A 26,583-nucleotide genomic window follows, 5' to 3' on the forward strand; every position below is an offset into this window, starting at 1 on the left:
AAAATTATTAGTTTTCCTTCATCATCACGCTGTTGCAAAATGCTCGCTTTTCTCCCTTGAATTTCGTCTCATGACAACGCTATCACCCTACCTAGATCTTGGCCCTTTTGCTTGGTCACACCTTTTATGCTGTGCTATCTGCGGAATACTCATCGGTGTAGAAAGGCAAATACGTGGTAAGCCGGTCGGAATCAGAACATCTACCTTAATCGTGTCTGGCACTTATTTTTTCATGTCTCTCGCTGTTCACTTATCCCCAAACACGCTCGATCAAGCTCGAGTGCTCGGCCAAATAATTACGGGCGTTGGATTTCTAGGAGCAGGGGTAATGATGACTCTAGATGGAAAAATACACGGAGTGACCTCCGCCGCTATTATCTGGGTATTAGCGGCATTAGGCATGATGATTGCTCTAGGGTTTGGTCAACAAGCTGTCCTAATCACCGTTCTTGTATTGGCACTTTTACTTGGGGTAGACAAACTGGAAAACAGTTTCATGAGCCTAAAGCGAGGCGTCCATCAAACTATTGTAAATAGGAAAGTAAATAGAAAAAGCCGAGCAAAATAGCGGCTCGGCTTATCTAATCATACGGTTCTATATTGCTCTATGCTCTGAGACGAGAACAGAATTTGAGCCTGCTCACTCATCCACAAGTGATGAAAATTATCGTAATGATGCACAGGGAAGCAATGATGCTCACCCTCCATCGACATTTGTATCCTACCGCCCTGTTCCAAGCGGCATGATCGTAACGATAACTCTCTCTCAAGGCTCGTAAACATATGCGTTGCAAGATGTTCCGATTCAGTCGGAACCACCAGCAATAAATCACCGTTATCGAGTTGAACAAACAAATCTTTATCACGTAGCCGTTGGGAAAATGTATCAATTACGTGTTGGTATAATTGCTGATACACCCCTTTTCCATAAGCAGAAGTGTAATGGTCAAACTGCTGATTACGATAAAGAGCCATCGACAGATAAGGCTCTTCCTCCAGCCTTTTCAAGCTGTCTTCTAAACCCAACAAGTTCAATAAACCAGAGTTTGATTGCGTAAAACCAAGATAATGCTCATAGGCATCGATGACTGACCAGTTTTTTTTCAGCAGCATAATAACAATGAACAGATACGCCATACAAAGAGTCACTAACAGGTAGTATTTACTAACCCACAAATGGCTCATATGTTGCTGCCAAGTTTGACTGACCGTGAGATAAAGGCGTGAATCAAAATATGCATTGCTTAACGGGCGAGAAATCGCATAGCTAAATAAAGACAAGTTATTGCCTCCTTGCCAATCCGAAATCACGTACTCTCTGCCATATTTGCTTTTAATTTTATTCGCAAATGCATCGACACCAAGAACACCAAGAAATCGCCCTTTGTTATATACGCCAACCGTCAGAGTAATCACGGACTGATGAGTTAATAGATCTTCGTACTCTCCCGTAAAAGTGATATCTCCTCTATTTTCGGCTAACCCGTGCTTAACGGTATTTGCCCAAAATGGTCGACCTTCAACGACATCATCAAACTGGTGACCTTTCATATTATTTGCAAGATCAGAGGGGGAGGAAATAATGTACTTATCTTTCGATATGAAATAAAAAGCCGAGACTTTATCAACTAATGTAACCAAATACGCCATGACATTAGCCGAAGATAAGTGGCTCAACGCTTCAAGGTTTAGTCTACTGTATTCATCACACATAGACTCAGGGCCTGAATATACAAAGTCAAAGCCTGCTCCCGAGTCGAGATCACTAAGAAAATAGCAACTCTGGTTTTCAATTTTTTTTATAATGGGAAATGGATACTGATCACCTCGAAGGTAACTGTGGGTCGTCATTTCGAACTCAACCGAACGCAATGTATGGGTAAGATCTCTCATTGTCGACAATATTTGCTGACTTTCTTGTTGGTACTCTTCTTCTGCCTCGTCTAATGCATCAATAAAAATAAGAAATAGAAACAAACCAAAAACGGCTGTCACACCGAGTATTGCTCGCTTTATGGGGAAAGAGCTTTGATAAGCCACAATTATACCTAGCCTAGTATATTTTTTATGCCGCCACCATACCAGAATTGAAGGCTACTGAAAGCAATTTCAGATGGTTTTATAAGAACTCAGATGAGTATTAGGTAATAGCTAAAGTGAAATGCCTTTCTCTTCAATACCATAGCAATAAAAGGCTGGAGTAAATTTGTAAAATAAAGTCGACTACCACGTTCTTGTCAATGTTGACCGTTCTATAACGCAAAAACCCCCACTTTCGTGAGGGCTTTATCAATAATACGAAAAGGTAATTACCTTTATTGTATTACATCATACCTGGCATACCACCCATGCCACCCATACCGCCCATATCAGGCATTCCAGGTGCATCTTTAGCAGGTAGATCGGTAACCATAGCTTCTGTTGTGATCATCAGACCGGCAACGGATGCTGCAAACTGAAGTGCGCTACGCGTTACTTTTGTTGGGTCAAGGATACCCATTGCAATCATATCGCCGTATTCACCAGTCGCTGCATTGTAACCGTAGCTGCCTTCACCCGCTTTCACGTTGTTTGCAACCACTGACTCTTCATCACCCGCATTGCTTGTGATTTGACGAAGTGGCGCTTCCATTGCACGTAAAGCAACACGAATACCAACATTTTGCTCTTCGTTGTCGCCTTTAAGGCCCATCTCAGCCACTTTTGATGCCGCACGGATAAGTGCAACACCACCGCCTGCCACTACCCCTTCTTCTACTGCTGCGCGAGTAGCGTGAAGTGCATCTTCAACACGGTCTTTTTTCTCTTTCATTTCAACTTCGGTTGCTGCGCCAACTTTAATTACCGCAACGCCACCAGCGAGTTTAGCAACACGCTCTTGAAGTTTTTCTTTATCGTAGTCTGAAGTTGCGTCTTCAACTTGCTGACGAATCTGGCTTACACGGCCTTGGATCATCGCTTCTTCACCCGCACCATCGATGATGGTTGAGTTTTCCTTGGTGATCGTCACGCGTTTTGCTTGACCAAGATCTTCTAGCGTTACTTTTTCAAGGTCTAGACCGATTTCTTCAGAAATAACCGTACCACCCGTTAGGATAGCGATATCTTGAAGCATTGATTTACGACGGTCGCCAAAGCCTGGTGCTTTAACTGCTGCTACTTTAACGATGCCACGCATGTTGTTCACAACAAGTGTCGCCAGCGCTTCGCCTTCTACATCTTCTGCAATGATAAGCAGTGGACGAGACGCTTTTGCTACCGCTTCTAGAGTAGGAAGCAATTCGCGGATGTTTGATACTTTCTTATCAATAAGAAGAATAAACGGGCTTTCTAGATCAACACTGCCAGCTTCTTGGTTATTGATGAAGTAAGGAGATAGGTAACCGCGATCGAACTGCATACCTTCTACTACGTCTAGCTCGTCTTGCAGAGCTTGACCTTCTTCAACGGTAATTACGCCATCACGGCCTACTTTCTCCATTGCTTCAGCAATGATGTTACCAACCGTTAGATCAGAGTTAGCAGAGATAGTACCCACTTGAGCAATCGCTTTAGTGTCTGCACATGGAACAGAAAGTACTTTTAGTTCTTCAACTGCAGCAATAACCGCTTTGTCGATACCGCGCTTAAGATCCATAGGGTTCATGCCAGCAGCAACCGCTTTTAGACCTTCAGTAATGATAGATTGAGCCAGTACTGTCGCTGTTGTTGTTCCGTCGCCCGCCGCATCATTCGCTTGAGAGGCCACTTCTTTAACCATTTGTGCGCCCATGTTTTGGAATTTGTCTTCCAATTCAATTTCACGAGCAACAGAAACACCATCTTTGGTGATTGTTGGTGCACCAAATGATTTATCTAGAACAACGTTACGACCTTTAGGGCCTAAAGTTACTTTTACCGCGTCAGCCAGAACGTTTACACCTTCTAGCATCTTAATACGTGCGTCATTACCAAATTTAACGTCTTTAGCAGCCATCTTTAATTTCCTTTCTTAATTCGGTTGTATTCACTCATTGTTGAATCAGAGCAAAAAACTATTCAATACTGACTTATTCAACGATCGCCATGATGTCGTTTTCAGACATAATCAGAACTTCTTTGCCGTCAATCTTTTCAGATTTAGTCCCGTAACCTTCAGCAAAGATCACCGTATCACCCACTTTTACATCCAAAGCTTGAACGGTGCCATTTTCTAAAATGCGGCCTTTGCCTACAGCTAGAATGATTCCGCGAGTTGATTTTTCAGCAGCAGAACCGGTCAGTACGATGCCTCCAGCAGATTTAGATTCAACTTCTTGGCGTTCAACGATAACTCGGTCGTGTAAAGGACGAATGTTCATTGGTCGTCTCTCCTGATTAATAGTCCATGTGAATAGGAATTGCCGTAAATCGGCATGTGAAACAGATATGAGGTGTCAATGCTGATATACCAAGGGGCAGCTGCGATTTTTTTGTGATTTAGTTAATAAAAATTAGCCATCGTCACTCTTTCTTATCGAATGCAGCTTCAAAAGCAAATTTCGCTCAAATTAAACCACTAGGCGTTAAGATTAGTTGATCTATAATTGCCCCCTCACCTCATTAAAGATCTTGGATATGGCTTGTAACCGTTGCAGTGAGAACTGGTTTTGGAAAAAAATTGGCCGCTGCCAACGCTGTATGAATCAGCTATGCGTACTTTCGGTATTGAGTTGGCTAATCTGGTGGTGGTTATACAGTGATACTCCGACCAGCATTGAATCCATTGGATTGATATTTGCGTGCCTCGCATTTAACGGCCTTCTCGCATTGCACTTATGGATGAAGTTTGTTGTTTTTCCCCTTCGCACTCGCAAGAAAAAAACACGTTAATGGATAGCAGGTAATCGAGGATGGTTGGCGTAAAAAGAAAAAAGCCCCTAAATCAATTCCTGATTAGGGGCCTTCCTAGATTCAACTAAGAAAAAGCAGTGGTATTAAAGTAGACCGCTACTTTTCCCATTTAGTTCCCTAAAAGATCCTTTTTTTATTAAAAAGATCTTATTAATTTAGGGTTTCCTTATTTATCAGTTAATTATGCAACGTTTGCGCGAGCGATAACTTGTTCTGCTAGGTTGATCTCCAAGGCCACTTCATCACAAGCGTGTTGACGAGGACATTGCTCACAATCTTTTAGTACTTTTTCTGGCAACAATGTTTTTGATGTCGGAATAAAGGTTTGTCTCATAAAGAACTCAGGCACACGAGTTAAAACAAACACTTTCTTAATCGCCATTTCTCGAGCTTTATCGACCAAGTGTTGCACGATTGCGCTGCCCTGTCCTTGATGTTGCCAACCGGCTTCTACACCCAATGAACGTATTTCCGCTAAGCCAGAGTCATACACATACAAAGACGCACAACCGGTTACTTCTCCATGATGTTCTGCCACCGCAAAAGAACCAATATCACGAACAAGTTCATTACGAGAGCGAGGAAGGTTTTCACCTAAACCAGCCCAATACGTCACCATCCCCTCTAATGCATCGATATCGGTCAGGCGAGCCGGGCGCACTTTCACACCTGAAGTATCGCGCTGTTCAATACGTTGCTCCGCTTGTTCAACAGCGTAAGCGACTTGAGTAGGTGATACCCCACCCAGTGCCGAACGTTTCTCAAGACAAGATTCAATGGTAAGAATGTCGTAAACATCCCCTTCAATAACAGGAGAGAATTCTTTTAACTCATCGAGCGTTAACTCTTCCAACGCACACCCTTTAGCTATAGCAGCAACAACGGTCACTCCAACAATATGGTGAGCTTCACGGAACGGAATGTCTTTCGCTACTAGGTAATCCGCCAATTCAGTTGAGTTAGCATAACCTTGCTTCGCCGCTTCAAGTGTTCTTTCGCCATTTACTTTAATACCAACAAAACAAAGTGCTGCCATCTCCATACATTCATCCCAAGTATCGAGAGCATCGAATAGGCCTTCTTTGTCTTCTTGCATATCTTTGTTGTAAGCCAATGGCAGCGCTTTAACCGTCATCATCATGCCAGCCATTGATCCGTAAACACGGCCACATTTACCACGGATAAGCTCTAGAGCATCTGGATTTTTCTTTTGCGGCATCAATGACGAACCAGAAGTCACGGTATCAGCCAATTCAATAAAGTTTGATTCACCTGAATTGTAGAAGATCATATCTTCTGCCAAACGAGAAAGGTGCAACATAGAGATAGAGGCAATAGACATCATTTCCATGACATGATCACGATCAGAGACAGAATCTAAGCTGTTTCTCGTTGCCCGACGGAAACCCAAGTTATGCGCCAGCTCTTCACGATCCATTGGATAGGCGGTGCCAGCGAGTGCCCCTGAACCTAATGGACAAGTATCCAAACGACGAATAGCATCGGCCAAACGTGAGTAATCACGCTCGAACATTTCAACGTAAGCCAAACACCAGTGAGCAAATGTCACCGGCTGAGCACGTTGAAGGTGAGTATAACCAGGAAGTACGGTGCCTTGATGCGCTTTTGCAACTTCAACAAGCTGACCTTGAAGGCGATCAAGCGCCATTAACAATTGGTGGCCTTGTTGACGGCACCAAAGTTTTAAATCCGTTGCTACTTGGTCGTTACGAGAACGGCCAGTATGTAATTTTTTACCTAAGTCACCGACTTTGCTGATCAGCTGTTGTTCGACCCAACTGTGGATGTCTTCAGCATCAGAACGTAAGATTTGTTCTGGATCCTCCATGACTTCGAGTTTCAGCTCGTTTAGAGCAAGCTCTAATCTTTGCTGCTCTTCTTCGCTCAACACGTTGACTGATTGCAGCGCTTTAGACCAAGCGATAGATCCAACAATGTCTTGCTCAGCCAATCGGTAATCAAAGCGAAGTGAATCGTTAAAGTCTTTGAACCTTGTGTCTGCTGCTTGGGTAAATCTGCCGCCCCATAATGCCATTGTGTGTCTCCTAAATGCTCAGTAATCACTGCTAGTGCAACGGTTAACTCTGTCTAATTTTTATTTTGTTTTTCTATGGTTCAAACTTACGGCAATTCAAACCAAAAATAAAGTAATAATTCACTTTTTAAACATAATTATTCAAATTGATTTGATTAGAACTTAGCTTATCTCTCTATTTAACAAGAATTGCTTTCTAAATGAGACTCTTATAAATCGCTAATTATGTATTTGCCGTTGGTTACTCAAGATACAACAAAGCCCATTTGCAAAACAAATGGGCTTTTCAAACCTTTTTGCAATGCGGTGCCCGCATCACACTTTAGTGGTCACTCTCTCTTAATTACTTAGCTTTCTTAGCTTCATTAAGCGCTTTGATACGGCTTGATAGTGAGTAAAGACGGATGAAGCCTTCAGCATGGCTTTGGTCGTAAACTTCATCTTCGCCGAATGTGGCAAATTCTTCACAGTACAGGCTGTTCTCAGAACGCTTTTGAGTTACCGTTGCGTGACCCTTATAAAGTTTAATCACCACTTCGCCATTCACATCTTGAGCAAGCTCTTCTGTTGCAGCAAGAATTGACTTACAAAGAGGAGTGAACCAACGACCGTCGTATACAAGATGAGACGCTTTAACGCCAAGCTCTTCACGGAACTCAAATGCCGCTTTATCCAATACCAATTGCTCTACGGCACGCAGTGCTTCCATCATAATGGTGCCACCCGGAGTTTCGTAACAGCCACGAGACTTCATGCCAACAAGACGGTTCTCGACGATGTCGATACGACCAACACCGTGTTTCGCGCCTTTTTCGTTTAAGTAAACTAACGCGTTGTATGGCGTCATTTTCTCACCATCAACAGCCACAACTTCACCCTTCTCAACTTGAACGGTAACGGTTTCAGATTGATTCGGTGCTTGCTCAGGATCGACTGTCCATGCCCAGCAATCTTCGTTTGGTGCGTTCCACGTATCTTCAAGTACGCCGCCCTCAGTAGAGATGTGCCACGCGTTTGCATCACGAGAATAAATTTTCGTTAACGATGCAGTACAAGGGATATTACGCTCAGCAAGGTAATCCAAGCACTCCTCACGGCTAACTAGATCCCACTCACGCCAAGGTGCAATCACGTGCAGTTCTGGGGCTAATGCAGCAAAAGCACCTTCAAAACGTACTTGATCATTGCCTTTCCCCGTACAACCATGACAAAGGGCATCAGCACCTACTTTACGTGCAATTTCAACTTGTGCCTTAGCAATAATAGGACGAGCCATCGACGTACCAAGTAAGTATTTACCTTCGTAGTACGCACCCGTTTTAAGCGTTGGGTAGATATAATCTGCCACCATTTCTTCTTTCAAGTCTGCGATGTAACACTCAGAAGCTCCAGACGCGATGGCTTTCTCTTCAATACCTTCTAGCTCTTCAGCACCTTGACCCACATCAGCCACAAATGCCACGACTTCACAATCGTAATTTTCTTTAAGCCACGGGATGATCACTGAGGTATCTAGGCCGCCAGAATATGCTACTACTACTTTCTTTACTTGAACCTTGCTCATGTTACTTCTCCTAATCCCTGGCTCTGCACTTTGGCGGTCTGGCCTTTGGGTATATTGCTAAAATTTGGTGAGTTATGCTGGTAAAAATTGAGTTCCGATACTTTCGCCAGCAAATAATTGGGTTAATTTCTCAGGGTAACGCCATGTCGCCACTTCAATAGGACGACCTAATTCTTCCGCAGCTTGTAACGCTGCATTCACTTTAACAATCATTCCATCAGTGATGACTTGACCTTCAATCAGATGTTTAGCTTCAGCTTTACTTAACGATGTCAGTAAATGGCCTTTACCATCCAGTACGCCACTGACATCTGACAACAACACCAATTCAGCATCGAGTGCGCCAGCAACGGCTACCGCAGCTTGATCGGCATTGACGTTCATCAATTGCCCTTGGCTCGTTAATCCGATAGAACTAATGATCGCGCTAGCACCCGTTGCCATAATGGCCTGCAAGACTGTTGAATCACCAGGTGTCGCTTTACCTACCGCGCCAAGCTCTGGATCAAGCTCTTCAACATGGCACAGTCCGCCATCTGCTAAACTCAGACCAACGGTATGCAACCCAGCACGTACCGCTTCACCTTGTAGCATCTTATTAGCGGTGCCCGCAAGTGCTCCTGCAATGAGTGGGATTTGATCATAAGGCGTCACACGCAAGCCTTCTTTTTTCACAGTCTGAATATTTAGCTTTGCCATCAGCTCATCGACTAAATAACCACCACCATGCACAATCACAATCGAACGGTTTGCACTTTCTTGATAACCTTTAATCGCGCCAAATAGCTTTGCTAATGTTTCGCTACACTCTAGTGCTGCGCCGCCCAACTTTATGACTAATGGTTTATTGGTGCTCATCGTGATCCCCTTAAATGAGTGACGTTAGCGACGGGTAGCCGAAACGTAAATTCAAACATTGCATCGCTTGGCTAGAAGCGCCCTTCAGTAAATTATCGATAGCTGAAACAACAATCACGTGTTGCCCTTGGACTTTCCAGCCTAAATCATTAAATGGCGTGTTTTCTACGTTTTGAATACAAGGCATCTTGTCTTTTAATAAACGAACCGCAGGCTTGTTCAGGTAAGCGGTTTCAAATGCTTGATTTACTTGCTCCGCAGTTACGCCATCAGCCAACTTCATTGTGATGGTCGCTAAAATTCCACGCTTAAAGTTGCCTAAATGTGGTGTAAAAATCACGTCGCAATCAAGGTGAGCGGCGATTTCTGGTTGGTGTCGGTGATTAAACACACCATACGGCTGCAAACTGACTTCGCAAAAGCTGTTGGTCATTGACGCTTTACGACCGGCACCTGTCACACCACTCGTTGCATTAATAACTGGCCATTGGTTAGTATCAATTAACCCTTGTGCGAATAGAGGTTTGATTGCTATCTGTGATGCGGTTGGGTAACAACCTGCAACAGCCACCAAATTGGCTTCGGCGATTTCCGCTTCATTCCACTCAGCTAGACCGTATACCGCCTTGTCTAACCAATCAGCATGTTGGTGCTCAAACCCATAATATTGAGAATAGAAACCATCTTGCTGCACTCTAAATGCACCTGATAAGTCAAAGACCTGGCAACCCTGAGCCAAAAATACGGGAGCCAAATCGTGGCTAACTTCGTGCGCTGTTGCTAGAAACACCACATCACACTGTTTCGCTACGGCAGCGGGATCGACCAATGGTAAGACTGGAGCATCAACCACTCCGGCTAATTTACCGTGCAATTGGCTAATAGGCTTATTCGCATCCACACTATTGGCTGAAACATACAAACCTGCTAGCGTGAGGTTTGGGTGTTTGTTCACCATTAATGCGAGCTCAGCTCCGGTGTATCCGCTTGCTCCAATGATTGTGGTCTTCAACATCTCAATACATCCAATTTGTTGGTATCTACGTGGTAGAAAATGACTATCCATACTCAATAAATGTCATTATTTGGTTTTTTATTCATTAATAATGATTTAATATGTGTTTTATCGTCTTATTGGTTCTCTGTCAACAGTGGAAGTAAAGAAATATGCAAATACCTAGTTTTAAAGAGGTCTATCAGGGATTAATTTCTACCTCATCGATAAGCTCTAGCGATCCGACTTGGGATGAAGGCAACAGCGAAGTCATCGCCAAAATGGCGACTTGGTTCAAAGACCTTGGTTTCGAGGTAGAGATCGTCGAGGTAGCAACAGGCAAGCACAACCTCATCGCGAAGAAAGGCCAAGGTGAAGGCGGGTTATTACTGGCCGGTCATACCGATACGGTGCCCTTTGATCAAGGGCGATGGAATTTCGACCCTCACACATTAACTGAGGCAAACAACCGCTTTTATGGTTTGGGAACAGCGGATATGAAAGGTTTTTTTGCTTTCATATTGGAAGCGACGAAAGGCATCGATTGGAGTAACCAAACCAAACCTCTTTATATACTGGCGACATGTGATGAAGAAACCACCATGCTCGGTGCAAAGCATTTCACTCAAGATGCTCCGTTTAAGCCAGATCAGTGCATTATCGGAGAGCCTACAAGCTTAGTCCCGGTACGAGGTCATAAAGGGCACGTAGCCAATGCAGTGCGTGTTACTGGTAAGTCTGGGCATTCATCTAACCCTGCATTAGGTGTTAATGCGATAGAAATCATGCATGAAGTCCTATTTGCGTTAATGAAGTTACGCGACAAGCTCATCAAGGAATATCACCACCCTGGGTTTGATATTCCAAATCCGACGTTAAACTTAGGCCACATACATGGTGGTGACAGTGCCAACCGAATTTGTGGCTGCTGTGAATTGCATTACGACGTTCGTCCTCTGCCGGGAATTAGCCTTGATGGGCTAGACAATATGCTCAGACATGCGCTTCATGAAGTTGAAGCTAAATGGCCAGGCTGCATTGATATCACACCACTACACGATCCAATACCGGGTTATGAGTGCCAGCACGACCACCCTTTCATCGCTGAAGTTGAAGAAATTTGTGCAACACCCTCACAAACCGTCAACTACTGCACTGAAGCACCATTTTTACAAGAGCTTTGCCCCACACTGGTGCTAGGCCCCGGTTCCATTGAACAAGCGCATCAACCTGATGAATATTTAGGCTTTGAATTTATCAAACCGACTATCGATATTGTAACAAAATCTATACACAGATATTGTTTCTAAGCCAATGAGTACCCGTTATGGAGCCTGTAAAGGCTCCTTTTTGTTTGTATTTACAACAAACTGAAAGAAAATTTCAATACAGACTTAATCCTATCGTTTAATAAATGACCAGCATCAATGCAAACATATATTTAGACGCTATTTGTGCAGTTTATTTGACTCAGACCGAATGTTTTCGCTAGATTGTTTCCTTAGAAACAAAAATGGATGTAATTTTTTTACAAGGCGGGAAGATAATGAATGAAAAATATGCCGCGCTAAAAAGCAATGTGCGTATGTTAGGCCAATTACTCGGCAATACCATTCAAGAGGCACACGGTGATGCCATTTTGGAAAAGGTAGAGACGATTCGTCAACTGTCTAAATCGGCACGTGGTGGCAATCAAGATGACCGAGCTCATCTTATCAAGGAGATAGAAAACCTCCCTGATCATCAACTGACTCCAGTTGCTCGCGCTTTTAATCAGTTCTTGAATTTAACCAACATGGCTGAGCAGTACCACACGATTTCTCGCCACTGCGAATCCCATGTGTGTGAACCTGATGTCATCAACTCTTTGTTTTCCAAACTAAGCCAAAATAACATCAGTAAACTCGATACGGCTCAAGCGATCCGTGATTTGAACATCGAGCTAGTACTAACTGCACACCCAACGGAAATCACTCGTCGCACCATGATCAATAAACTGGTCAAGATTAACGAGTGCTTATCAAAATTAGAATTGGACGACTTGTCATTCAAAGAACGCAACAAGACAGAACGTCGTCTAGAGCAACTGATTGCGCAAGCTTGGCATTCTGATGTCATTCGTCAACAACGCCCAACACCGCTTGATGAAGCGAAATGGGGTTATGCTGTCGTAGAAAATTCACTGTGGGAAGCCGTTCCAGAATTCCTACGTGAATTGGATGACCGCATTGAAAACCATCTTGGCGAAGGCTTACCAATTGATGCTCGCCCTGTTCACTTCTCATCTTGGATGGGCGGTGACCGCGATGGCAACCCATTTGTGACTCACGATATCACTGAAGAAGTGCTTCACCTTTCTCGCTGGAAAGCCGCTGATCTTTATTTTAACGACATACAAGAACTGGTCTCTGAGCTTTCGATGACGAAATGCAACGATCAGGTACGAGAGTTGGCTGGTGATGAGCACGAACCTTACCGAGCGATCCTCAAACAGCTTCGTACATTGCTTAGCGATACTTGCGAAGTGCTGGATGCAAAAATCAATGGCCTTCCCGTTCCTAATAAAGCGACCTTACAAGATGCTAATCAGCTATGGGAACCGCTTTACGCATGCTATCAGTCTTTACGTGAGTGTGGCATGGGCGTCATTGCCGATGGCTCGCTACTAGACACACTTCGTCGTATTAAGGCATTTGGTGTACACCTTGTTCGCTTAGACATCCGCCAAGAAAGCACTCGCCACTCTGACGTTTTATCTGAATTAACTCGCTATCTAGGCATCGGTGATTACGATCAGTGGAGTGAGCAAGACAAAATTTCTTTCTTAACGAATGAATTAAGCTCTAAGCGTCCGCTACTTCCACGTGACTGGGAACCATCACCAGAAGTTAAAGAAGTCATCGACACATGTAAGATTGTGGCCAAACAACCACAAGAAGCATTTGGCGCCTACGTTATCTCAATGGCACGAACTGCGTCAGACGTCTTAGCGGTACACTTACTGCTACAAGAAGCGGGTTGTCCATACCGTATGGATGTATGTCCATTGTTTGAAACATTGGATGACTTAAATAACGCCGAAGCGGTTATCGATCAGCTACTTAATATCGACCTATACCGTGGCTTTATTCAAAACCACCAAATGGTCATGATTGGTTATTCTGATTCAGCCAAAGATGCAGGTGTTATGGCTGCGGGCTGGGCTCAATACAGCGCGATGGATGCATTAGTTAAAGTATCTGAAGCGGCAGGTATCGAACTAACCTTATTCCATGGTCGCGGTGGTACGGTTGGCCGTGGTGGTGCTCCGGCACACGCAGCCCTACTGTCTCAGCCACCAAAAAGCTTAAAAGGCGGCCTTCGTGTTACCGAGCAAGGTGAAATGATCCGCTTTAAACTTGGTTTGCCTGAAGTTGCGGTGAACAGTTTCAACATGTACGCCAGTGCGATTTTAGAAGCAAACTTACTGCCACCACCGGAGCCAAAACAAGAATGGCGCGATCTGATGGATGTGCTGTCTGAAGTTTCTTGTGAAGCATACCGCAACGTTGTACGCGGCCAAGCAGATTTCGTTCCTTACTTCCGCGCAGCAACGCCGGAACTAGAGCTAGGTAAATTACCACTTGGTTCACGTCCTTCTAAGCGAAATCCTAACGGCGGCGTAGAAAGCCTACGTGCTATCCCATGGATTTTCTCTTGGAGCCAAAACCGTTTGGTGTTACCAGCATGGCTAGGCGCAGGTGAAGCGATTCAGTATTCTGTAGATAAAGGCCACCAGCCGTTGCTTGAAGACATGTGTCGTGAATGGCCATTTTTCTCAACCCGCCTAGGCATGTTAGAAATGGTTTACTCGAAATGTAACATCGAGATATCACAATATTATGATCAAAAGCTGGTTGATAAGTCTTTATGGCCTCTTGGTGATCTACTACGTGAACAGCTGCAAAAAGACATTAAAGCGGTGCTAAATGTAGAAAACAACGAGAATTTGATGCAAAGCGACCCTTGGGGACTAGAGTCAATACGCTTACGCAACATCTACGTTGAGCCACTAAATATGCTGCAAGCAGAGCTACTTTACCGCTCTAGACAGAGTGATGAACCGTCGCTTGAACTAGAAGAAGCACTCATGGTAACTATCGCAGGCATCGCAGCAGGCATGCGCAACACTGGATAGGCAGTGAAATGTTCTAAAGATGAGACAAAAAGCCGCATCTAGCGGCTTTTTATTTGCCTCAAATCCCTTACTGAGCTTTTTATCAGTTTTTTAGGATATATTGTCCCTTTATTCTACTTTATGCTTATTATTATTGATATGCTTACTGCCCGCTGTAATTCGCTTAATAATAACTATCTGCAGCATAAGCAAAGTAAATGAAAATAATGTCTGGCTTACAAAAATGACACATTTACTTCCCGCTAGGTGACACATGGCTTAAAAGGTGACAGGAAGATCTAAAGTTTCTTTAGATTAGTAGTTTGCCAAACACACTGAACTATAACGTGACATAGAAGCACATTAGGTGTTGGCAACAAGTTTTATAGTTTCATTGACTATTGGATTGAAGACATGTCATTACCACACGTAATCCTTACAGTACTGAGCACCCGCGACGCCACTGGATACGACATAACAAAAGAATTTTCATACAGCATCGGCTATTTTTGGAAAGCAAGCCACCAACAGGTGTATCGCGAGCTAAACAAAATGGCGCTAAACGATCTGGTTACTTGTGTATTGGAACCTCAAGAAGGCAAACCTGACAGGAAGGTTTACTCCATTACAGACGCTGGCCGCAAGGCACTTGGTGAATGGTTTGATCAACCTACCGCTCATCCAACAGTGAGAGACGAGTTCTCAGCAAAACTGATGGCATGTGCAGTTCAACCTTCAGCTTCTTTCATCGAGCAACTTGGTGGTTTGATTGAAGAGTCTCGTAAACTCGTTAGCCACTATCAAGAGATTGAATCCGTTTATTACGCAAAACCAGAAACACTAGACAAGCAAGCGCGTCTTGAGCGTCTTACTTTGCGTCGTAACCTTCTTCTTCGCCAAGCTTGGGTTGTTTGGGCGGAAGAGTCATTAGCTGATTTAGAAGCGATGGCATAATTTACACCATCTAAAATACGAAATTGGTAACGGCTCGACGTGTAGAAGCTTGAAGCATAAATACCATTAAAAAAGGGAGAAGCATGAATGCTTCTCCCTTTTCTATTCTAGCCTATCTCTAAGGGCGAACACCGAGTGTATGACAAAGCGCATAAGTCATTTCTGCACGGTTAAGTGTGTAGAAGTGAAAGTCTTTTACCCCTTCACGACTTAGGGTACGAACCATATCAATCGCTTGACTTGATCCCACTATTTGACGTGTTAGTGGATCATCGTCCAGCCCTTCAAACTGTTGCTTCATCCAACCTGGAATTTTCACATTATTCATACCAGCAAAGCGGGAAGCCTGCTTAAAATTGGATACGGGTAAAATTCCCGGGATAATTTCAGCATCAATGCCTGCAGCCACACACCGATCACGAAAGCGTAAGTAGCTCTCGACATCAAAGAAGAATTGAGTAATCGCACGGTTAGCGCCAGCATCCACTTTACGTTTTAGGTTTAGTAAGTCAGCTTGAGCGCTGCGCGCTTCTGGATGAACTTCAGGAAATGCTGCAACCGAAATATCAAAATCGTGGCGAGATTTAAGCAACTCAACCAAATCTGATGCGTACATATCAGGTACGCCTCCACCAGGTGGAATGTCACCACGCAAAGCGACAATACTTTGAATGCCATTTGCCCAGTAATCATCAGCGATGTTAATCAACTCTTCTCGATTCGCGTCGATACAAGTTAAATGTGGCGCCGCCACTAGACCGGTTTGATCTTTAATTTCTTTGATGATTGAGTGAGTACGATCGCGCTCTCCAGAATTCGCACCATAGGTTACCGACACAAATTTAGGTTTTAATGTTTTTAAGCGGTGAACAGAGTTCCACAAGGTTTCTTCCATTTTTTCGCTGCTAGGAGGAAAAAACTCAAACGAGACATTGATGTCATCAGAAAGCTCTGCGATGTTCTGATTTAATGCGTCTATATGGCTAGCGTGTGTATAACCCATTTTCTCTCTCCCTGAGCTACGCGTTTCTACGCGCAGAAAATCTTGTAATCCTTGGCGACGTTTAGCCGTCTATATGTCCAAAGAATGTCCTTTATACGAATTAATGTCAACACGTTAAACATGAATTTTATTCATGACAAGATTGAAGTTAATTCAACACCGTATGATATACAGATTAGAACTTCAACCATTGTGTTTCGAAAAACAATAAGGGCTCTCAAGAGCCCTTATAATTACGTCTGTATTTACAACAATGAGGAAAGGCGATTTAAATCAGATTGCAATGCACCTGCCGTGACTTCTCGACCCGCTCCGGGGCCACGAATCACTAGGGGGTTATCTTTATACCACTTACTTTCAATCGCAAAAATATTATCGCATGGCAAAAGGTTGGCTAAAGCATGTTGTTGGCTCAAGGCTTCAATGCCGACGGTTGCCGTACCATCTCTCTCGAGTCTTGCAACATAACGCAGTACTTTTTCTTCGCGCTGTGCTTTCTCTAAACGCTCGGCAAGCAATTGACTCAGCACTTCTGATTTATCTAAGAAATCATCCAGAGAAAGAGTTTGTAGTTCCGCCGGAACGAGTGATTCGACTCGAACCTGCTCTGGCTCTAAATCAAAACCAGACTCTCGGGCAAGAATCACTAATTTACGCATCACATCAGAGCCATCAAGGTCGCTGCGAGGATCTGGCTCTGTTAGCCCTTGCTGCCACGCAAGGTCAACCAAATCACTAAATGGTACAGAACCATCAAACTGTTGGAATAACCAGGATAGTGTCCCTGAGAAAATGCCTGATAAGCCTTGTATTTCATCACCGCTCTCACGCAAGTCACGAACGGTATGATTAATTGGCAGCCCGGCACCGACTGTTGCATTGTATAACCAATGGCGCCCCGTTTTAGCAAACGCATCTTGAACACGGTGGTACACATCGCCAGGAGCAGATCCGGCCACTTTATTTGCCGAAATTAGATGCAGCCCATGCTCTGCAATGGCAACGTACTTATCGGAAAGCTGCGCACTCGCTGTCACATCTAAAACAATGACTTCGTCATACTTTTGCTGGTGAGCCAGTTTTTCTAGCCAATCCATGTCACTATTACTTACCGACTCATCATCGAAACGTTTACTAACCTGTTCAGCATCAATTCCATCAAAATCAAGCCAGCAGGTTTGGCTGTCGATTACCGCGACCAAATCAAAGCTCTTTCCGTGCCGCTTTTCCAAATCACTTTTTTGCTCAGCAAATAAAGACAACCAACTTGAACCTATATTTCCTTTTCCGCATAGCGCGATTGCAACGCGCTTTTGTGCTTGAAATAGCTGGCTATGAATTCCCGTCAGTAGGGGTTGCGTGTCCGTGGTACGAGTAATGGCCACTAAGCTTAGCCCTGACTCAGATTCACAAATAAACTCAACTGGGCTATTTTTAAGTTGCTGGTAGAAACCATAACAATGGTTCGCGTTATTAGTAACTCCAGCCCCCACAGCCGCGACAAGTGAATAGCCTTCTTTAAGCTTTAGTTCACCTTCTACAGAGATATCTTGTAAATAGCTTAATGCTTCACCCGCGACTTCTGCGGTATACGCGAGTAACAAGCAACCTTGATCCGCTTGAACTTCAAATGCGAGAGGTTGAAGTTGAACACGCGTTAACGCTTGTAATACTTCACGATGTTGGCGCTCAAAATCATGCCCTTGAGCAAACACAATGTTGACCATCAAGACTTCATCTAACGACGTGATGATCTTAGCGCCACGACCAGATGCCAGAACACGCTCTACTCGCGTTGAGCCAGACTCTGGGGCGTGGCTGCAACGTAAATGCAAATCCATAGCACTTTGAGCCACAGGCTGTAAGGTTCTACTGTGCAAAACAGGCGCAGCTAAACGCGCCAACTCACTGGCTTCATCAAGGCGAAGCAGTGGCAGTAAGCACGCATCAGAGACTTTACGAGGGTCAGAGCTATATACACCTGCTACATCACTCCATATGGTCACACGGGTAACTTCAGATAGTTCGCCAATTACTGTCGCGGAATAGTCTGAACCATTTCGGCCAAGTAATACGGTTTCACCACTGTCATTACTCGCCATAAAACCAGTCACCACTAAGCGGCAATGAGAATGCTGAGCTAATGTTGATTTCACCAAAGGCCAAGATCGTGCACGATCAACTTCTGGTTGCGCACCGTGATCCGCCCGCAGAAAATGACGAGAATCTAAAGCCGTCGCTTCAAGATCGTGCTGACATAATAAGGTCGCCAATAAACGAGAAGACCAAACTTCACCATGCCCAAGAGCGGCAGCTTGATCTGCAAGGCTCAATGGGGCGTTCAACTCCCCAAGAGCAGAAAATTCTTTATTTAGCTGTTCCAGCAATGTCGATGCTCGTTCTTCATTAAGCAAAGTGGTCACAAGATGAGTTTGAAATTGACGTAACTCTTGCAGCAACTCATGGGCAATACGGCCATCTTTATCGAGTGCTTTTAACCAGCTAAGTAACAGGTTGGTTGTTGAGCCCGCCGCAGAAACCACAACTAAATCTTCTGGTTGAGAGTATTCGCGCAAGATATTCACGACTCTCAAATAACATTCAGGATCAGCAAGACTGCTTCCGCCAAATTTGTGTAACTGGCGTTGAATCGTCATTACGCTTCCTCCTGAACCAACTCAAAGGCTTGGCGTAAGTCAGCGATGAGGTCATCAGCATCTTCAAGCCCAACAGATAAGCGCAGCAATTGCGTTGTAATGCCCGCTTCTAATTGCGCTTCATCACTCATCGCTCTGTGCGTCATAGAGCTTGGATGACAGATAAGGCTTTCTACCCCACCAAGAGACTCCGCCAATGAGAAGAGCTTCAGGTGACCAACAAACGCTTTTAAAGAGTCAAAGCTACCTGCATATTCAAAGCTCAACATTGAGCCAAAACCCGATTGTTGTTTTTTCGCAATGTCATGGCCAGGATGGCTTGGCAAACTTGGGTGATAAAGCTTGGCAACTAAGGATTGAGTTTGCAGGTACTGTAAGATTTGTACTGAGCTTTCTTCATGCACTCGCATACGCGCTGCCAAGGTTCTTAGACCCCGTAAAGTCATGTAGCTATCAAACGGCGTACCCGTTGCACCAAGGCAATTCCCCCACCACGCCAGCTCTTCGGCATGCTGTGTACTTTTCGTTACGACCACACCACCAATAACATCAGAGTGGCCGTTAATAAACTTGGTCGTAGAATGAATAACAAAATCGGCGCCTAGCAATAAAGGCTTCTGGTACACAGGTGTTAAAAAGGTATTGTCTACCGCAACCAGTGCTCCTACTTTTTTTGCTTTATCACAGGTAACTTGTATATCAACCACTCGAACCAATGGATTCGATGGCGTTTCAAGTAAAACTAATTTTGGCTTCTTAGCAAGAGCAGCATCCAGAGCCTCTTGATCAGATTGGTCAACAAACTCAACCTTAAAGTCGCCTTTTAATGAGCGAGTATTAAATAGACGGTAAGTACCACCGTAGCAATCATGAGGCGCAATAATCAGATCGTCTGGCCCTAAAAAGGTACTGACCCATAGGTTTAGCGCTGCGGTGCCCGTATTTGTGATAACCGCGCCCTCACCTGACTCTAATTCAGATAATGCTTGCTCTAATTGGCCACGATTCGGGTTACCTGAACGGGTGTAATCGTATTTAGGTACTTCACCAAACGCTGGGAAGCCGTAGTTGGTGGAAAGATAAATAGGGGGGACGACGGCATGATATTGACTATCAGCCTCGATACCGGTGCGTACAGCAATGGTTGCTGGTTTGCGATCGCTCATAAGGTTGGTCTTCCTTTCCAAAATCCATGTTATCTGTTATACCAATAACGGCGGCCGGATAACATACGGTGTCGTGCTTTTGCTAGCAGTATTGCTACTTTATATCTACTTTAACCCCTCAAAAAAAGGACGTCAACACATCTGGACGTCTATATGTCTTTGCTTATGGCGGTAAAAGTCGCTAAAATCATCACCTATATTGATACTAAGCTGCGATTGACGCTGATTTCTTGGTATCTAATTCGATATTAATAAGAAAATGAAGGTGCGCAATGGCAGATTGGAATGGCGAGTACATTAGCCCATATGCTGAGCATGGAAAAAAAAGTGAGCAAGTAAAAAAAATTACGGTTTCGATTCCACTTAAGGTGCTAAAAGTCCTTACGGATGAAAGAACCCGTCGTCAGATAAACAATCTACGCCATGCGACCAACAGTGAACTGCTATGTGAAGCTTTCTTACATGCCTACACGGGGCAACCTCTTCCAACGGATGAAGATTTAAGAAAAGATCGCCCTGATGATATTCCTGCCGAAGTGAAAAAACTGATGACAGAGATGGGTATCGAATTCGAAGCATTCGACGAAGAATAGATATAAAAAAGGCAGAAGGTATTCCCTTCTGCCTTTTATTTTTGCCTTTAGCCTTTAGCCCATATAATTTTCCGGCATCTCAATACGAGCCACACCAGAATCTACTGCCGCTTGCGCCACAGCTTTAGCAACGCGAGGCAACAAACGAGGGTCCATAGGTTTCGGAATGATGTAGCCAGAGCCAAATTCTAACTCGTCAACACCGGCCGCTTTTTTCACTTCTTCTGGCACTGTTTCTTTCGCTAACTGGCGAATCGCTTCAACCGCAGCTAGCTTCATCTCAATATTAATTTCACTTGCACGAACATCGAGTGCACCACGGAAAATAAACGGGAAACAAATTACATTATTTACCTGATTAGGGTAATCACTGCGCCCTGTACCCATGATCAAATCATCACGAACTTGATGAGCAAGCTCTGGCTTAATTTCAGGATCTGGGTTTGAACATGCAAACACAACGGGCTTATCAGCCATCAATTTCAGCGCTTCTGGTGGAAGCAAGTTTGGCCCAGAGACACCTAAGAATAGATCCGCACCTTCAATCACATCTTCTAATGTGCGCTTATCCGTATTATTAGCAAATAACTGCTTGTATTCGTTCAAATCGTCGCGACGAGTGTGAATAACACCCTTGCGGTCCAGCATGTAAATTTTTTCGCGTTGAGCGCCACATTTGATCAGTAGCTCCATACAAGCAACCGCCGCCGCTCCTGCGCCCAAACAAACAATCGTCGACTCTTCTAGCACTTTGCCCTGAAGTTCAATGGCATTTAGCATACCTGCGGCAGTAACAATTGCCGTGCCGTGTTGATCATCATGGAAAACGGGTACGTCACAACGCTCGATAAGCTGACGCTCAATTTCAAAGCAATCTGGTGCTTTAATATCTTCTAAGTTAATGCCACCAAACGTATCTGCAATGTTAGCAACCGTATCGACAAACTCTTGAATAGTGCGGTGCTTGACCTCAATATCAATAGAATCCAAATTAGCAAAGCGCTTAAACAGTAGAGATTTACCTTCCATTACTGGCTTAGAAGCTAATGGACCTAAATTACCCAACCCTAAAATTGCGGTGCCATTTGAAATAACCGCGACCATATTACCTTTAGCAGTGTACTTGTAAACGTTGTCTGGATTTTGTGCGATTTCTCTTACAGGTTCTGCTACACCTGGGCTATAAGCCAGTGCCAAATCTTCAACGGTATCGGCCGGAGTAGTGAGTGCGACACCGATTTTTCCTGCAGTCGGAAATTCATGGTAATCGAGAGCTTGTTGACGAAAATCTTTTTGGCTGTTGTCTTCGGACATGGTGGCAGAATCCCAATGCTGTGTGAGGTTACATAAACGTTAACTGTGGGGTTATAGTAATGTAAGTCAGACCGAGATCCTAGACGGAATGTCAATAAGATTGATAACTGATTGTGATATGCAAAAGAAGACAGAAACGGTAAATGCGAATGGGTTCAAAAGAAGCTTAAAAATAGACGGGCTCAGACTCATGATCTAAAAAAGGACGCCTGAGCGTCCTTTTCGAATTTGGTCGTATTACGAAATTCGTAATTACTTGCTGCTAAGAGCACCAAAACGCTTGTTGAAACGATCAACACGGCCGCCAGTATCAACTACACGTTGCTTACCAGTGTAGAACGGGTGACATTTGTCACATACGTCTAGGTGGATAGATTCTTTAGCAAGAGTTGAGTTGAACTCAAAAGTGTTGCCGCAAGAACAAGTAGCAGAAACTGCTTTGTATTCTGGGTGGATACCAGTTTTCATAGGGATAACCTTAATATAGGCCGTGTCGCTATCCGAATCTAAGCCGGACACCACACGTGGTTTCAAAATAGTCGATGCGTAAGTACACATCGCTCTAGGCGCGGTATAGTAATGAAACTTGCCTGACGGATCAACTCATTTGATAGTTTTTTCACCATTTTTTCAGATGTTATTCATCACTGAGGCCGCTTTACCCTTTGGTTGGCTTATTCCTCGTATTTTATGGTCGATTTAATTACTATAGTTGATTAACAGCTAAATAACCCATCACTCTATATGCGCCCGACCATTGCTCAAGTTGCTTTACCCGTCCCTCTCGACAAACGGTTTGATTATCTCATCCCCAATGAGCTATTTCCCGTTATCGGTGGACGTGTGTCGGTACCTTTTGGTCGTCAAACATTAGTCGGTGTTGTCACGGCTCTAGTTCATCAATCTGACTTCCCAGTCCATCAATTAAAGAAAATCAAGCAAGTCATTGATGCTGAACCCGTATGGCCAGACTCTCTCTACCAATTACTTCAATGGTGTAGTCAGTTTTATCAGTATCCGTTAGGGGATACACTCGCCAATGCAATGCCAACCTTATTACGTAAAGGTAAGCCCGCTGAATTCGCCACCTTAGTTGAATGGCAGTTGACCACTCAAGGCCGCGATCAGCTTATGGTTGGGTTTGGTCGAGCAGTCAAACAAGCTCAAGTCATGCACATGTTGCAACATGGCGCCATGTCTCATCAGGCTATGTTGGAACAAGACATCACCAGCCCAGTATTAAAAACATTACAAGAAAAAGGCTGGATCGAACGATTAGAGCGCAAGCCCACCACTCAAGATTGGCACAAGCAAGTTGAAGCCGAAGGTGAAAAGCCGAATCTAAATGAAGAGCAAGCTATTGCGATCGCCGCAGTCAACAGCCATCGTCAATTTGGATGCTTTTTATTAGAAGGGGTAACAGGTTCAGGCAAAACTGAAGTTTACCTCAATATGATCAAACCGATTTTAGAGCGAGGCGAGCAAGCTTTGGTGCTCGTGCCAGAGATAGGCCTAACCCCACAAACCATCAATAGATTTAAAAAGCGATTCCAAGTGCCTGTTACCGTAGTGCACTCCGGGCTCAATGATACTGAGCGTCTAAACGCTTGGCTCAGTGCTCGCGATAAACAAGCCGGTATTGTAATTGGCACGCGCTCTGCTTTGATGACGCCTTTCTCAAAACTCGGCATTATCATTGTTGATGAGGAGCACGATGCCTCCTACAAGCAACAAGACAGTCTAAGATATCACGCGCGCGATGTTGCAGTAATGCGGGCCAACAAAGAAAACATCCCGATCATATTGGGATCAGCCACTCCAGCATTAGAAACCTTACATAATGCACTGTCTGGTAAATACCATCATTTAACTCTAACCCAGAGAGCCGGTGTGGCAAAACCAGCCACGAACAAAGTGTTAGATGTAAAAGGCCTTTATTTAGAAAGTGGGTTATCCGCGCCCCTTATTGCCGAAATGCGTCGACATCTAAATGATGGTAATCAGGTAATGCTATTTCTCAATCGCCGTGGCTTCTCTCCTGCTCTCATGTGCCATGAATGTGGCTGGATTGCCGAATGCAAACGCTGCGATGCTTATTATACCTTCCACCAGCAAAGCCGTGAAATGCGCTGTCATCACTGTGGCTCTCAACACGCGGTGTTACATAATTGCCAAGGGTGCGGCTCCAGCCAACTCGTGTCTGTTGGCGTCGGAACTGAGCAACTAGAAAGCCACTTATCGGAAGTTTTTCCTGAATATAAAACTTTGCGTATTGACCGTGACAGCACGCGACGCAAAGGCAGCTTAGAGGCCGCCCTGACCTCAATCCGCAATGGTGAATACCAAATTCTTATCGGCACGCAAATGTTGGCGAAAGGACACCACTTCCCTAACGTCACACTCGTGGCGTTAATCGATGTGGATGGATCCCTCTATAGCAGCGATTTTAGAGCATCAGAAAGACTGGCTCAGTTATTTATTCAGGTTGCAGGCCGAGCAGGCCGAGCCAGCAAGCCTGGTGAAGTGATCCTACAAACACACCACCCTGAACATGAGTTATTACAAGCATTACTACATAAAGACTACAGCCACTTTGCTCATGCCGCATTAGAAGAGCGAAAAATGGCGCAACTGCCGCCATTCAGCTTTTTGACGCTATTCAGAGCAGAGGCCAATCAACCTGAGCATGTAGAATCGTTCTTGCAGCAAGTAAGACAAACTCTCGAATCCCACCCATTATTTGGGCAAGGCTGCTTAGTGCTCGGACCAATGCCCGCTCCTTTAGCGAAACGAGCAGGAAAATCGCGCTGGCAGTTACTATTACAAGTATCAAGCCGTAGCCAAATGCAAAAGCTGCTTTATAGTGCTAGACCCGTTATTGATCTCTTACCCAACGCAAAAAAAGTGCGCTGGTCGATAGATATAGAGCCGCAAGATTTGAGCTAACGGATTGTTTTATAAATCACCAACTCCACGAACTTCCCCTCAACTCGACAAAGTATTAACATCGATGTGATAAATATCACATTTGTAATGTAATTTTTGTTAATCTGGCCGTAAATTGTTCTCTATTAAGAACATAAACTACCTGCAAGCTTGAATAAATAACGAACAATTAAAATTCAACGCGATTTTGGTAGTAACGCATCTATTCACTATGTATTGGATGCGGCTACATTGGCTGCTCCCTTAATAATTTAGGTTCAGCCGTTTCATTAGATATCTTATTCATGTCGGTTTGCTTCTTACATCGCTTCTCGGTCTGCCAGATGAGAGCAATAACAAAGAATCAATTGCGTAATTGGACAACCAAGAGGACTACCTATGGCGACAATGAAGGATGTTGCCCAGCTTGCTGGAGTATCAACAGCCACCGTTTCGCGCGCGTTAATGAACCCTGAAAAAGTGTCATCAACCACTCGAAAGCGAATTGAAGACGCTGTCATGGAATCGGGATATTCACCAAATTCCCTTGCACGAAATTTACGTCGAAATGAATCCAAGACCATTATTACTATCGTGCCTGATATCTGTGATTCTTACTTTACGGAGATCATCCGTGGCATCGAAGATGCGGCGGTAGAAAATGGCTATCTTGTACTACTGGGCAATAGTGGTCAGCAACAAAAACGAGAAAGTTCGTTGGTAAACCTCGTCTTTACCAAACAAGCCGACGGCATGCTACTGTTAGGGACGCATCTTCCTTTTGATGTAAGTAAGCCGGAACAAAAAAACTTACCGCCACTTGTGATGGCGTGTGAATTTGCCCCAGAGCTTGAGTTGCCAACCGTTCACATTGATAACCTGACGTCTTCATTTGAAGCGGTTAACTACCTCACTCAAATGGGACACAGAAATATCGCGCAAATTACCGGTCCTGCCGAGGCGGTATTATGTCAATTCCGCTCTCAAGGATACCAACAAGCATTGCGTCGCTCAGGTATTCCAATGAATCCAACCTACAAAGAAGAAGGCGACTTTTCGTTTGAATCCGGTGAACGAGCGATTGCCAAATTGCTGTCTTTACCTGAGCCACCGACCGCCATTTTCTGTCACAACGATGTGATGGCCATCGGCGCGATTCAAAAAGCCAAAAAGTTAGGTTTTAAAGTACCAGAAGACATCTCGTTTGTTGGCTTTGACAACGTGCAATTTTCTGAGTATTGCGATCCTCCATTGACGACGATTTCTCAACCACGCTATGAAATTGGCCGTCAAGCTATGTTGATGTTGCTAGAACTATTAAAAGGCAATGATGTACAGGCTGGATCGCGATTACTAGAAACAGAACTGATCATTCGTAAAAGTGCCGCTCCACCGAGAAGTTAGCGTAAATATGCTGACTTGCTTCCCTAATTGAATCGCAAGGCTGGTTTTCCAGAGTCATTCTGGATTA

20 protein-coding genes are annotated in these 26,583 nt (G+C 44.3%); 8 read left to right on the top strand and 12 right to left on the bottom strand.

The annotated features are described in order from the left end of the window. Window positions 1-70: 70 nt before the first annotated feature. Window positions 71-568 carry an MgtC/SapB family protein gene (locus tag VTAP4600_RS13290; RefSeq protein ID WP_102523228.1) on the top strand — a complete coding sequence of 166 codons (498 nt, stop codon included), beginning with the start codon at window positions 71-73 and terminating at the stop codon, window positions 566-568. A gap of 17 nt (window positions 569-585) precedes the next feature. Here VTAP4600_RS13290 and VTAP4600_RS13295 read toward each other — a convergent pair whose 3' ends face one another. From VTAP4600_RS13295 to VTAP4600_RS13305, 3 genes are all read right to left on the bottom strand, one after another. Next, window positions 586-2,040 carry a PDC sensor domain-containing protein gene (locus VTAP4600_RS13295; RefSeq protein ID WP_102523229.1) on the bottom strand — a complete coding sequence of 485 codons (1,455 nt, stop codon included), beginning with the start codon at window positions 2,038-2,040 and terminating at the stop codon, window positions 586-588. A gap of 283 nt (window positions 2,041-2,323) precedes the next feature. Beyond that, a complete protein-coding gene (gene groL / locus VTAP4600_RS13300) occupies window positions 2,324-3,976 on the bottom strand; it encodes a chaperonin GroEL (RefSeq protein WP_102523230.1) in 1,653 nt (550 codons plus the stop codon). 73 nt (window positions 3,977-4,049) lie between these two features. Next, complete coding sequence (locus tag VTAP4600_RS13305) at window positions 4,050-4,340, bottom strand: co-chaperone GroES (protein WP_102523231.1); 291 nt, start codon at window positions 4,338-4,340, stop codon at window positions 4,050-4,052. A gap of 256 nt (window positions 4,341-4,596) precedes the next feature. Between VTAP4600_RS13305 and VTAP4600_RS13310 the strand changes: the two genes are divergently transcribed. Beyond that, complete coding sequence (locus VTAP4600_RS13310) at window positions 4,597-4,851, top strand: DUF3624 domain-containing protein (RefSeq protein WP_102523232.1); 255 nt, start codon at window positions 4,597-4,599, stop codon at window positions 4,849-4,851. A gap of 202 nt (window positions 4,852-5,053) precedes the next feature. Here VTAP4600_RS13310 and argH read toward each other — a convergent pair whose 3' ends face one another. From argH to argC, 4 genes are all read right to left on the bottom strand, one after another. Next, entirely contained in the window at window positions 5,054-6,928 is a 1,875-nt protein-coding gene (gene argH, locus VTAP4600_RS13315) for an argininosuccinate lyase (protein ID WP_102523233.1), read from the bottom strand. Window positions 6,929-7,271: 343 nt separating this feature from the next. Continuing rightward, entirely contained in the window at window positions 7,272-8,492 is a 1,221-nt protein-coding gene (locus tag VTAP4600_RS13320) for an argininosuccinate synthase (protein ID WP_102523234.1), read from the bottom strand. Window positions 8,493-8,564: 72 nt separating this feature from the next. Continuing rightward, window positions 8,565-9,350: an acetylglutamate kinase gene (gene argB / locus VTAP4600_RS13325; RefSeq protein WP_102523235.1), complete on the bottom strand. Its 786-nt coding sequence runs from the start codon at window positions 9,348-9,350 to the stop codon at window positions 8,565-8,567. A 10-nt stretch (window positions 9,351-9,360) separates the two neighbouring features. After that, window positions 9,361-10,365 (bottom strand): N-acetyl-gamma-glutamyl-phosphate reductase, encoded by a 1,005-nt coding sequence (argC, locus tag VTAP4600_RS13330; protein WP_102523236.1) that lies wholly within the window; start codon window positions 10,363-10,365, stop codon window positions 9,361-9,363. A 152-nt stretch (window positions 10,366-10,517) separates the two neighbouring features. Here argC and argE point away from each other — a divergent pair, with 152 nt between their 5' ends. The 3 genes from argE to VTAP4600_RS13345 all read left to right on the top strand — a co-directional run bounded on the left by argE (window position 10,518) and on the right by VTAP4600_RS13345 (window position 15,454). Then, window positions 10,518-11,654 (top strand): acetylornithine deacetylase, encoded by a 1,137-nt coding sequence (argE, locus tag VTAP4600_RS13335; protein WP_102523237.1) that lies wholly within the window; start codon window positions 10,518-10,520, stop codon window positions 11,652-11,654. Between the two features lie 236 nt (window positions 11,655-11,890). Next, the gene (gene ppc, locus VTAP4600_RS13340) at window positions 11,891-14,521 is read left to right on the top strand and encodes a phosphoenolpyruvate carboxylase (protein ID WP_102523238.1); all 2,631 of its coding nucleotides are present in this window, start codon (window positions 11,891-11,893) and stop codon (window positions 14,519-14,521) included. 393 nt (window positions 14,522-14,914) lie between these two features. Next, complete coding sequence (locus tag VTAP4600_RS13345) at window positions 14,915-15,454, top strand: PadR family transcriptional regulator (RefSeq protein WP_102523239.1); 540 nt, start codon at window positions 14,915-14,917, stop codon at window positions 15,452-15,454. A 118-nt stretch (window positions 15,455-15,572) separates the two neighbouring features. On the opposite strand, the gene metF is transcribed toward VTAP4600_RS13345, so the two are convergent. The 3 genes from metF to VTAP4600_RS13360 all read right to left on the bottom strand — a co-directional run bounded on the left by metF (window position 15,573) and on the right by VTAP4600_RS13360 (window position 20,280). Next, on the bottom strand, window positions 15,573-16,457 hold the full coding sequence (metF, locus tag VTAP4600_RS13350; RefSeq protein ID WP_102523240.1) for a methylenetetrahydrofolate reductase: 885 nt from the start codon (window positions 16,455-16,457) through the stop codon (window positions 15,573-15,575). 245 nt (window positions 16,458-16,702) lie between these two features. Continuing rightward, the gene (locus tag VTAP4600_RS13355; protein ID WP_102523241.1) at window positions 16,703-19,114 is read right to left on the bottom strand and encodes a bifunctional aspartate kinase/homoserine dehydrogenase II; all 2,412 of its coding nucleotides are present in this window, start codon (window positions 19,112-19,114) and stop codon (window positions 16,703-16,705) included. Beyond that, on the bottom strand, window positions 19,114-20,280 hold the full coding sequence (locus tag VTAP4600_RS13360; protein WP_102523242.1) for an O-succinylhomoserine (thiol)-lyase: 1,167 nt from the start codon (window positions 20,278-20,280) through the stop codon (window positions 19,114-19,116). The genes VTAP4600_RS13355 and VTAP4600_RS13360 overlap by 1 nt, the downstream gene beginning before the upstream one ends. A 272-nt stretch (window positions 20,281-20,552) precedes the next feature. Between VTAP4600_RS13360 and metJ the strand changes: the two genes are divergently transcribed. Continuing rightward, window positions 20,553-20,873, top strand: coding sequence for a met regulon transcriptional regulator MetJ (metJ, locus tag VTAP4600_RS13365; RefSeq protein ID WP_004415993.1), 321 nt, complete (start codon window positions 20,553-20,555; stop codon window positions 20,871-20,873). Between the two features lie 54 nt (window positions 20,874-20,927). On the opposite strand, the gene VTAP4600_RS13370 is transcribed toward metJ, so the two are convergent. Both VTAP4600_RS13370 and rpmE read right to left on the bottom strand, forming a co-directional pair. After that, window positions 20,928-22,187, bottom strand: coding sequence for a malic enzyme-like NAD(P)-binding protein (locus VTAP4600_RS13370; RefSeq protein WP_102523243.1), 1,260 nt, complete (start codon window positions 22,185-22,187; stop codon window positions 20,928-20,930). A gap of 252 nt (window positions 22,188-22,439) precedes the next feature. Continuing rightward, complete coding sequence (rpmE, locus tag VTAP4600_RS13375) at window positions 22,440-22,655, bottom strand: 50S ribosomal protein L31 (RefSeq protein WP_102523244.1); 216 nt, start codon at window positions 22,653-22,655, stop codon at window positions 22,440-22,442. Window positions 22,656-22,931: 276 nt separating this feature from the next. On the opposite strand from rpmE, the gene priA reads away from it, so the two are divergent. Both priA and cytR read left to right on the top strand, forming a co-directional pair. Beyond that, window positions 22,932-25,133, top strand: a complete 2,202-nt coding sequence (gene priA, locus VTAP4600_RS13380) for a primosomal protein N' (RefSeq protein ID WP_102523245.1) — start codon at window positions 22,932-22,934, stop codon at window positions 25,131-25,133. A gap of 378 nt (window positions 25,134-25,511) precedes the next feature. Then, window positions 25,512-26,516 carry a DNA-binding transcriptional regulator CytR gene (gene cytR, locus VTAP4600_RS13385; RefSeq protein WP_102523246.1) on the top strand — a complete coding sequence of 335 codons (1,005 nt, stop codon included), beginning with the start codon at window positions 25,512-25,514 and terminating at the stop codon, window positions 26,514-26,516. Window positions 26,517-26,583 lie beyond the last annotated feature (67 nt).

It is taken from the genome of Vibrio tapetis subsp. tapetis (genome assembly GCF_900233005.1).
In the GTDB taxonomy this organism is placed as follows: domain Bacteria; phylum Pseudomonadota; class Gammaproteobacteria; order Enterobacterales; family Vibrionaceae; genus Vibrio; species Vibrio tapetis.

What these genes read in the sequence shown, in the direction of transcription:
- VTAP4600_RS13290 (WP_102523228.1), top strand. Translation starts at nt 71, where the DNA reads ATGACAACGCTATCACCCTACCTAGATCTTGGCCCTTTTGCTTGGTCA.
- groL (WP_102523230.1), bottom strand. Translation starts at nt 3,976, where the DNA reads ATGGCTGCTAAAGACGTTAAATTTGGTAATGACGCACGTATTAAGATG.
- VTAP4600_RS13305 (WP_102523231.1), bottom strand. Translation starts at nt 4,340, where the DNA reads ATGAACATTCGTCCTTTACACGACCGAGTTATCGTTGAACGCCAAGAA.
- VTAP4600_RS13310 (WP_102523232.1), top strand. Translation starts at nt 4,597, where the DNA reads ATGGCTTGTAACCGTTGCAGTGAGAACTGGTTTTGGAAAAAAATTGGC.
- argH (WP_102523233.1), bottom strand. Translation starts at nt 6,928, where the DNA reads ATGGCATTATGGGGCGGCAGATTTACCCAAGCAGCAGACACAAGGTTC.
- VTAP4600_RS13320 (WP_102523234.1), bottom strand. Translation starts at nt 8,492, where the DNA reads ATGAGCAAGGTTCAAGTAAAGAAAGTAGTAGTAGCATATTCTGGCGGC.
- argB (WP_102523235.1), bottom strand. Translation starts at nt 9,350, where the DNA reads ATGAGCACCAATAAACCATTAGTCATAAAGTTGGGCGGCGCAGCACTA.
- argC (WP_102523236.1), bottom strand. Translation starts at nt 10,365, where the DNA reads ATGTTGAAGACCACAATCATTGGAGCAAGCGGATACACCGGAGCTGAG.
- argE (WP_102523237.1), top strand. Translation starts at nt 10,518, where the DNA reads ATGCAAATACCTAGTTTTAAAGAGGTCTATCAGGGATTAATTTCTACC.
- ppc (WP_102523238.1), top strand. Translation starts at nt 11,891, where the DNA reads ATGAATGAAAAATATGCCGCGCTAAAAAGCAATGTGCGTATGTTAGGC.
- VTAP4600_RS13345 (WP_102523239.1), top strand. Translation starts at nt 14,915, where the DNA reads ATGTCATTACCACACGTAATCCTTACAGTACTGAGCACCCGCGACGCC.
- metF (WP_102523240.1), bottom strand. Translation starts at nt 16,457, where the DNA reads ATGGGTTATACACACGCTAGCCATATAGACGCATTAAATCAGAACATC.
- VTAP4600_RS13355 (WP_102523241.1), bottom strand. Translation starts at nt 19,114, where the DNA reads ATGACGATTCAACGCCAGTTACACAAATTTGGCGGAAGCAGTCTTGCT.
- VTAP4600_RS13360 (WP_102523242.1), bottom strand. Translation starts at nt 20,280, where the DNA reads ATGAGCGATCGCAAACCAGCAACCATTGCTGTACGCACCGGTATCGAG.
- metJ (WP_004415993.1), top strand. Translation starts at nt 20,553, where the DNA reads ATGGCAGATTGGAATGGCGAGTACATTAGCCCATATGCTGAGCATGGA.
- VTAP4600_RS13370 (WP_102523243.1), bottom strand. Translation starts at nt 22,187, where the DNA reads ATGTCCGAAGACAACAGCCAAAAAGATTTTCGTCAACAAGCTCTCGAT.
- rpmE (WP_102523244.1), bottom strand. Translation starts at nt 22,655, where the DNA reads ATGAAAACTGGTATCCACCCAGAATACAAAGCAGTTTCTGCTACTTGT.
- priA (WP_102523245.1), top strand. Translation starts at nt 22,932, where the DNA reads ATGCGCCCGACCATTGCTCAAGTTGCTTTACCCGTCCCTCTCGACAAA.
- cytR (WP_102523246.1), top strand. Translation starts at nt 25,512, where the DNA reads ATGGCGACAATGAAGGATGTTGCCCAGCTTGCTGGAGTATCAACAGCC.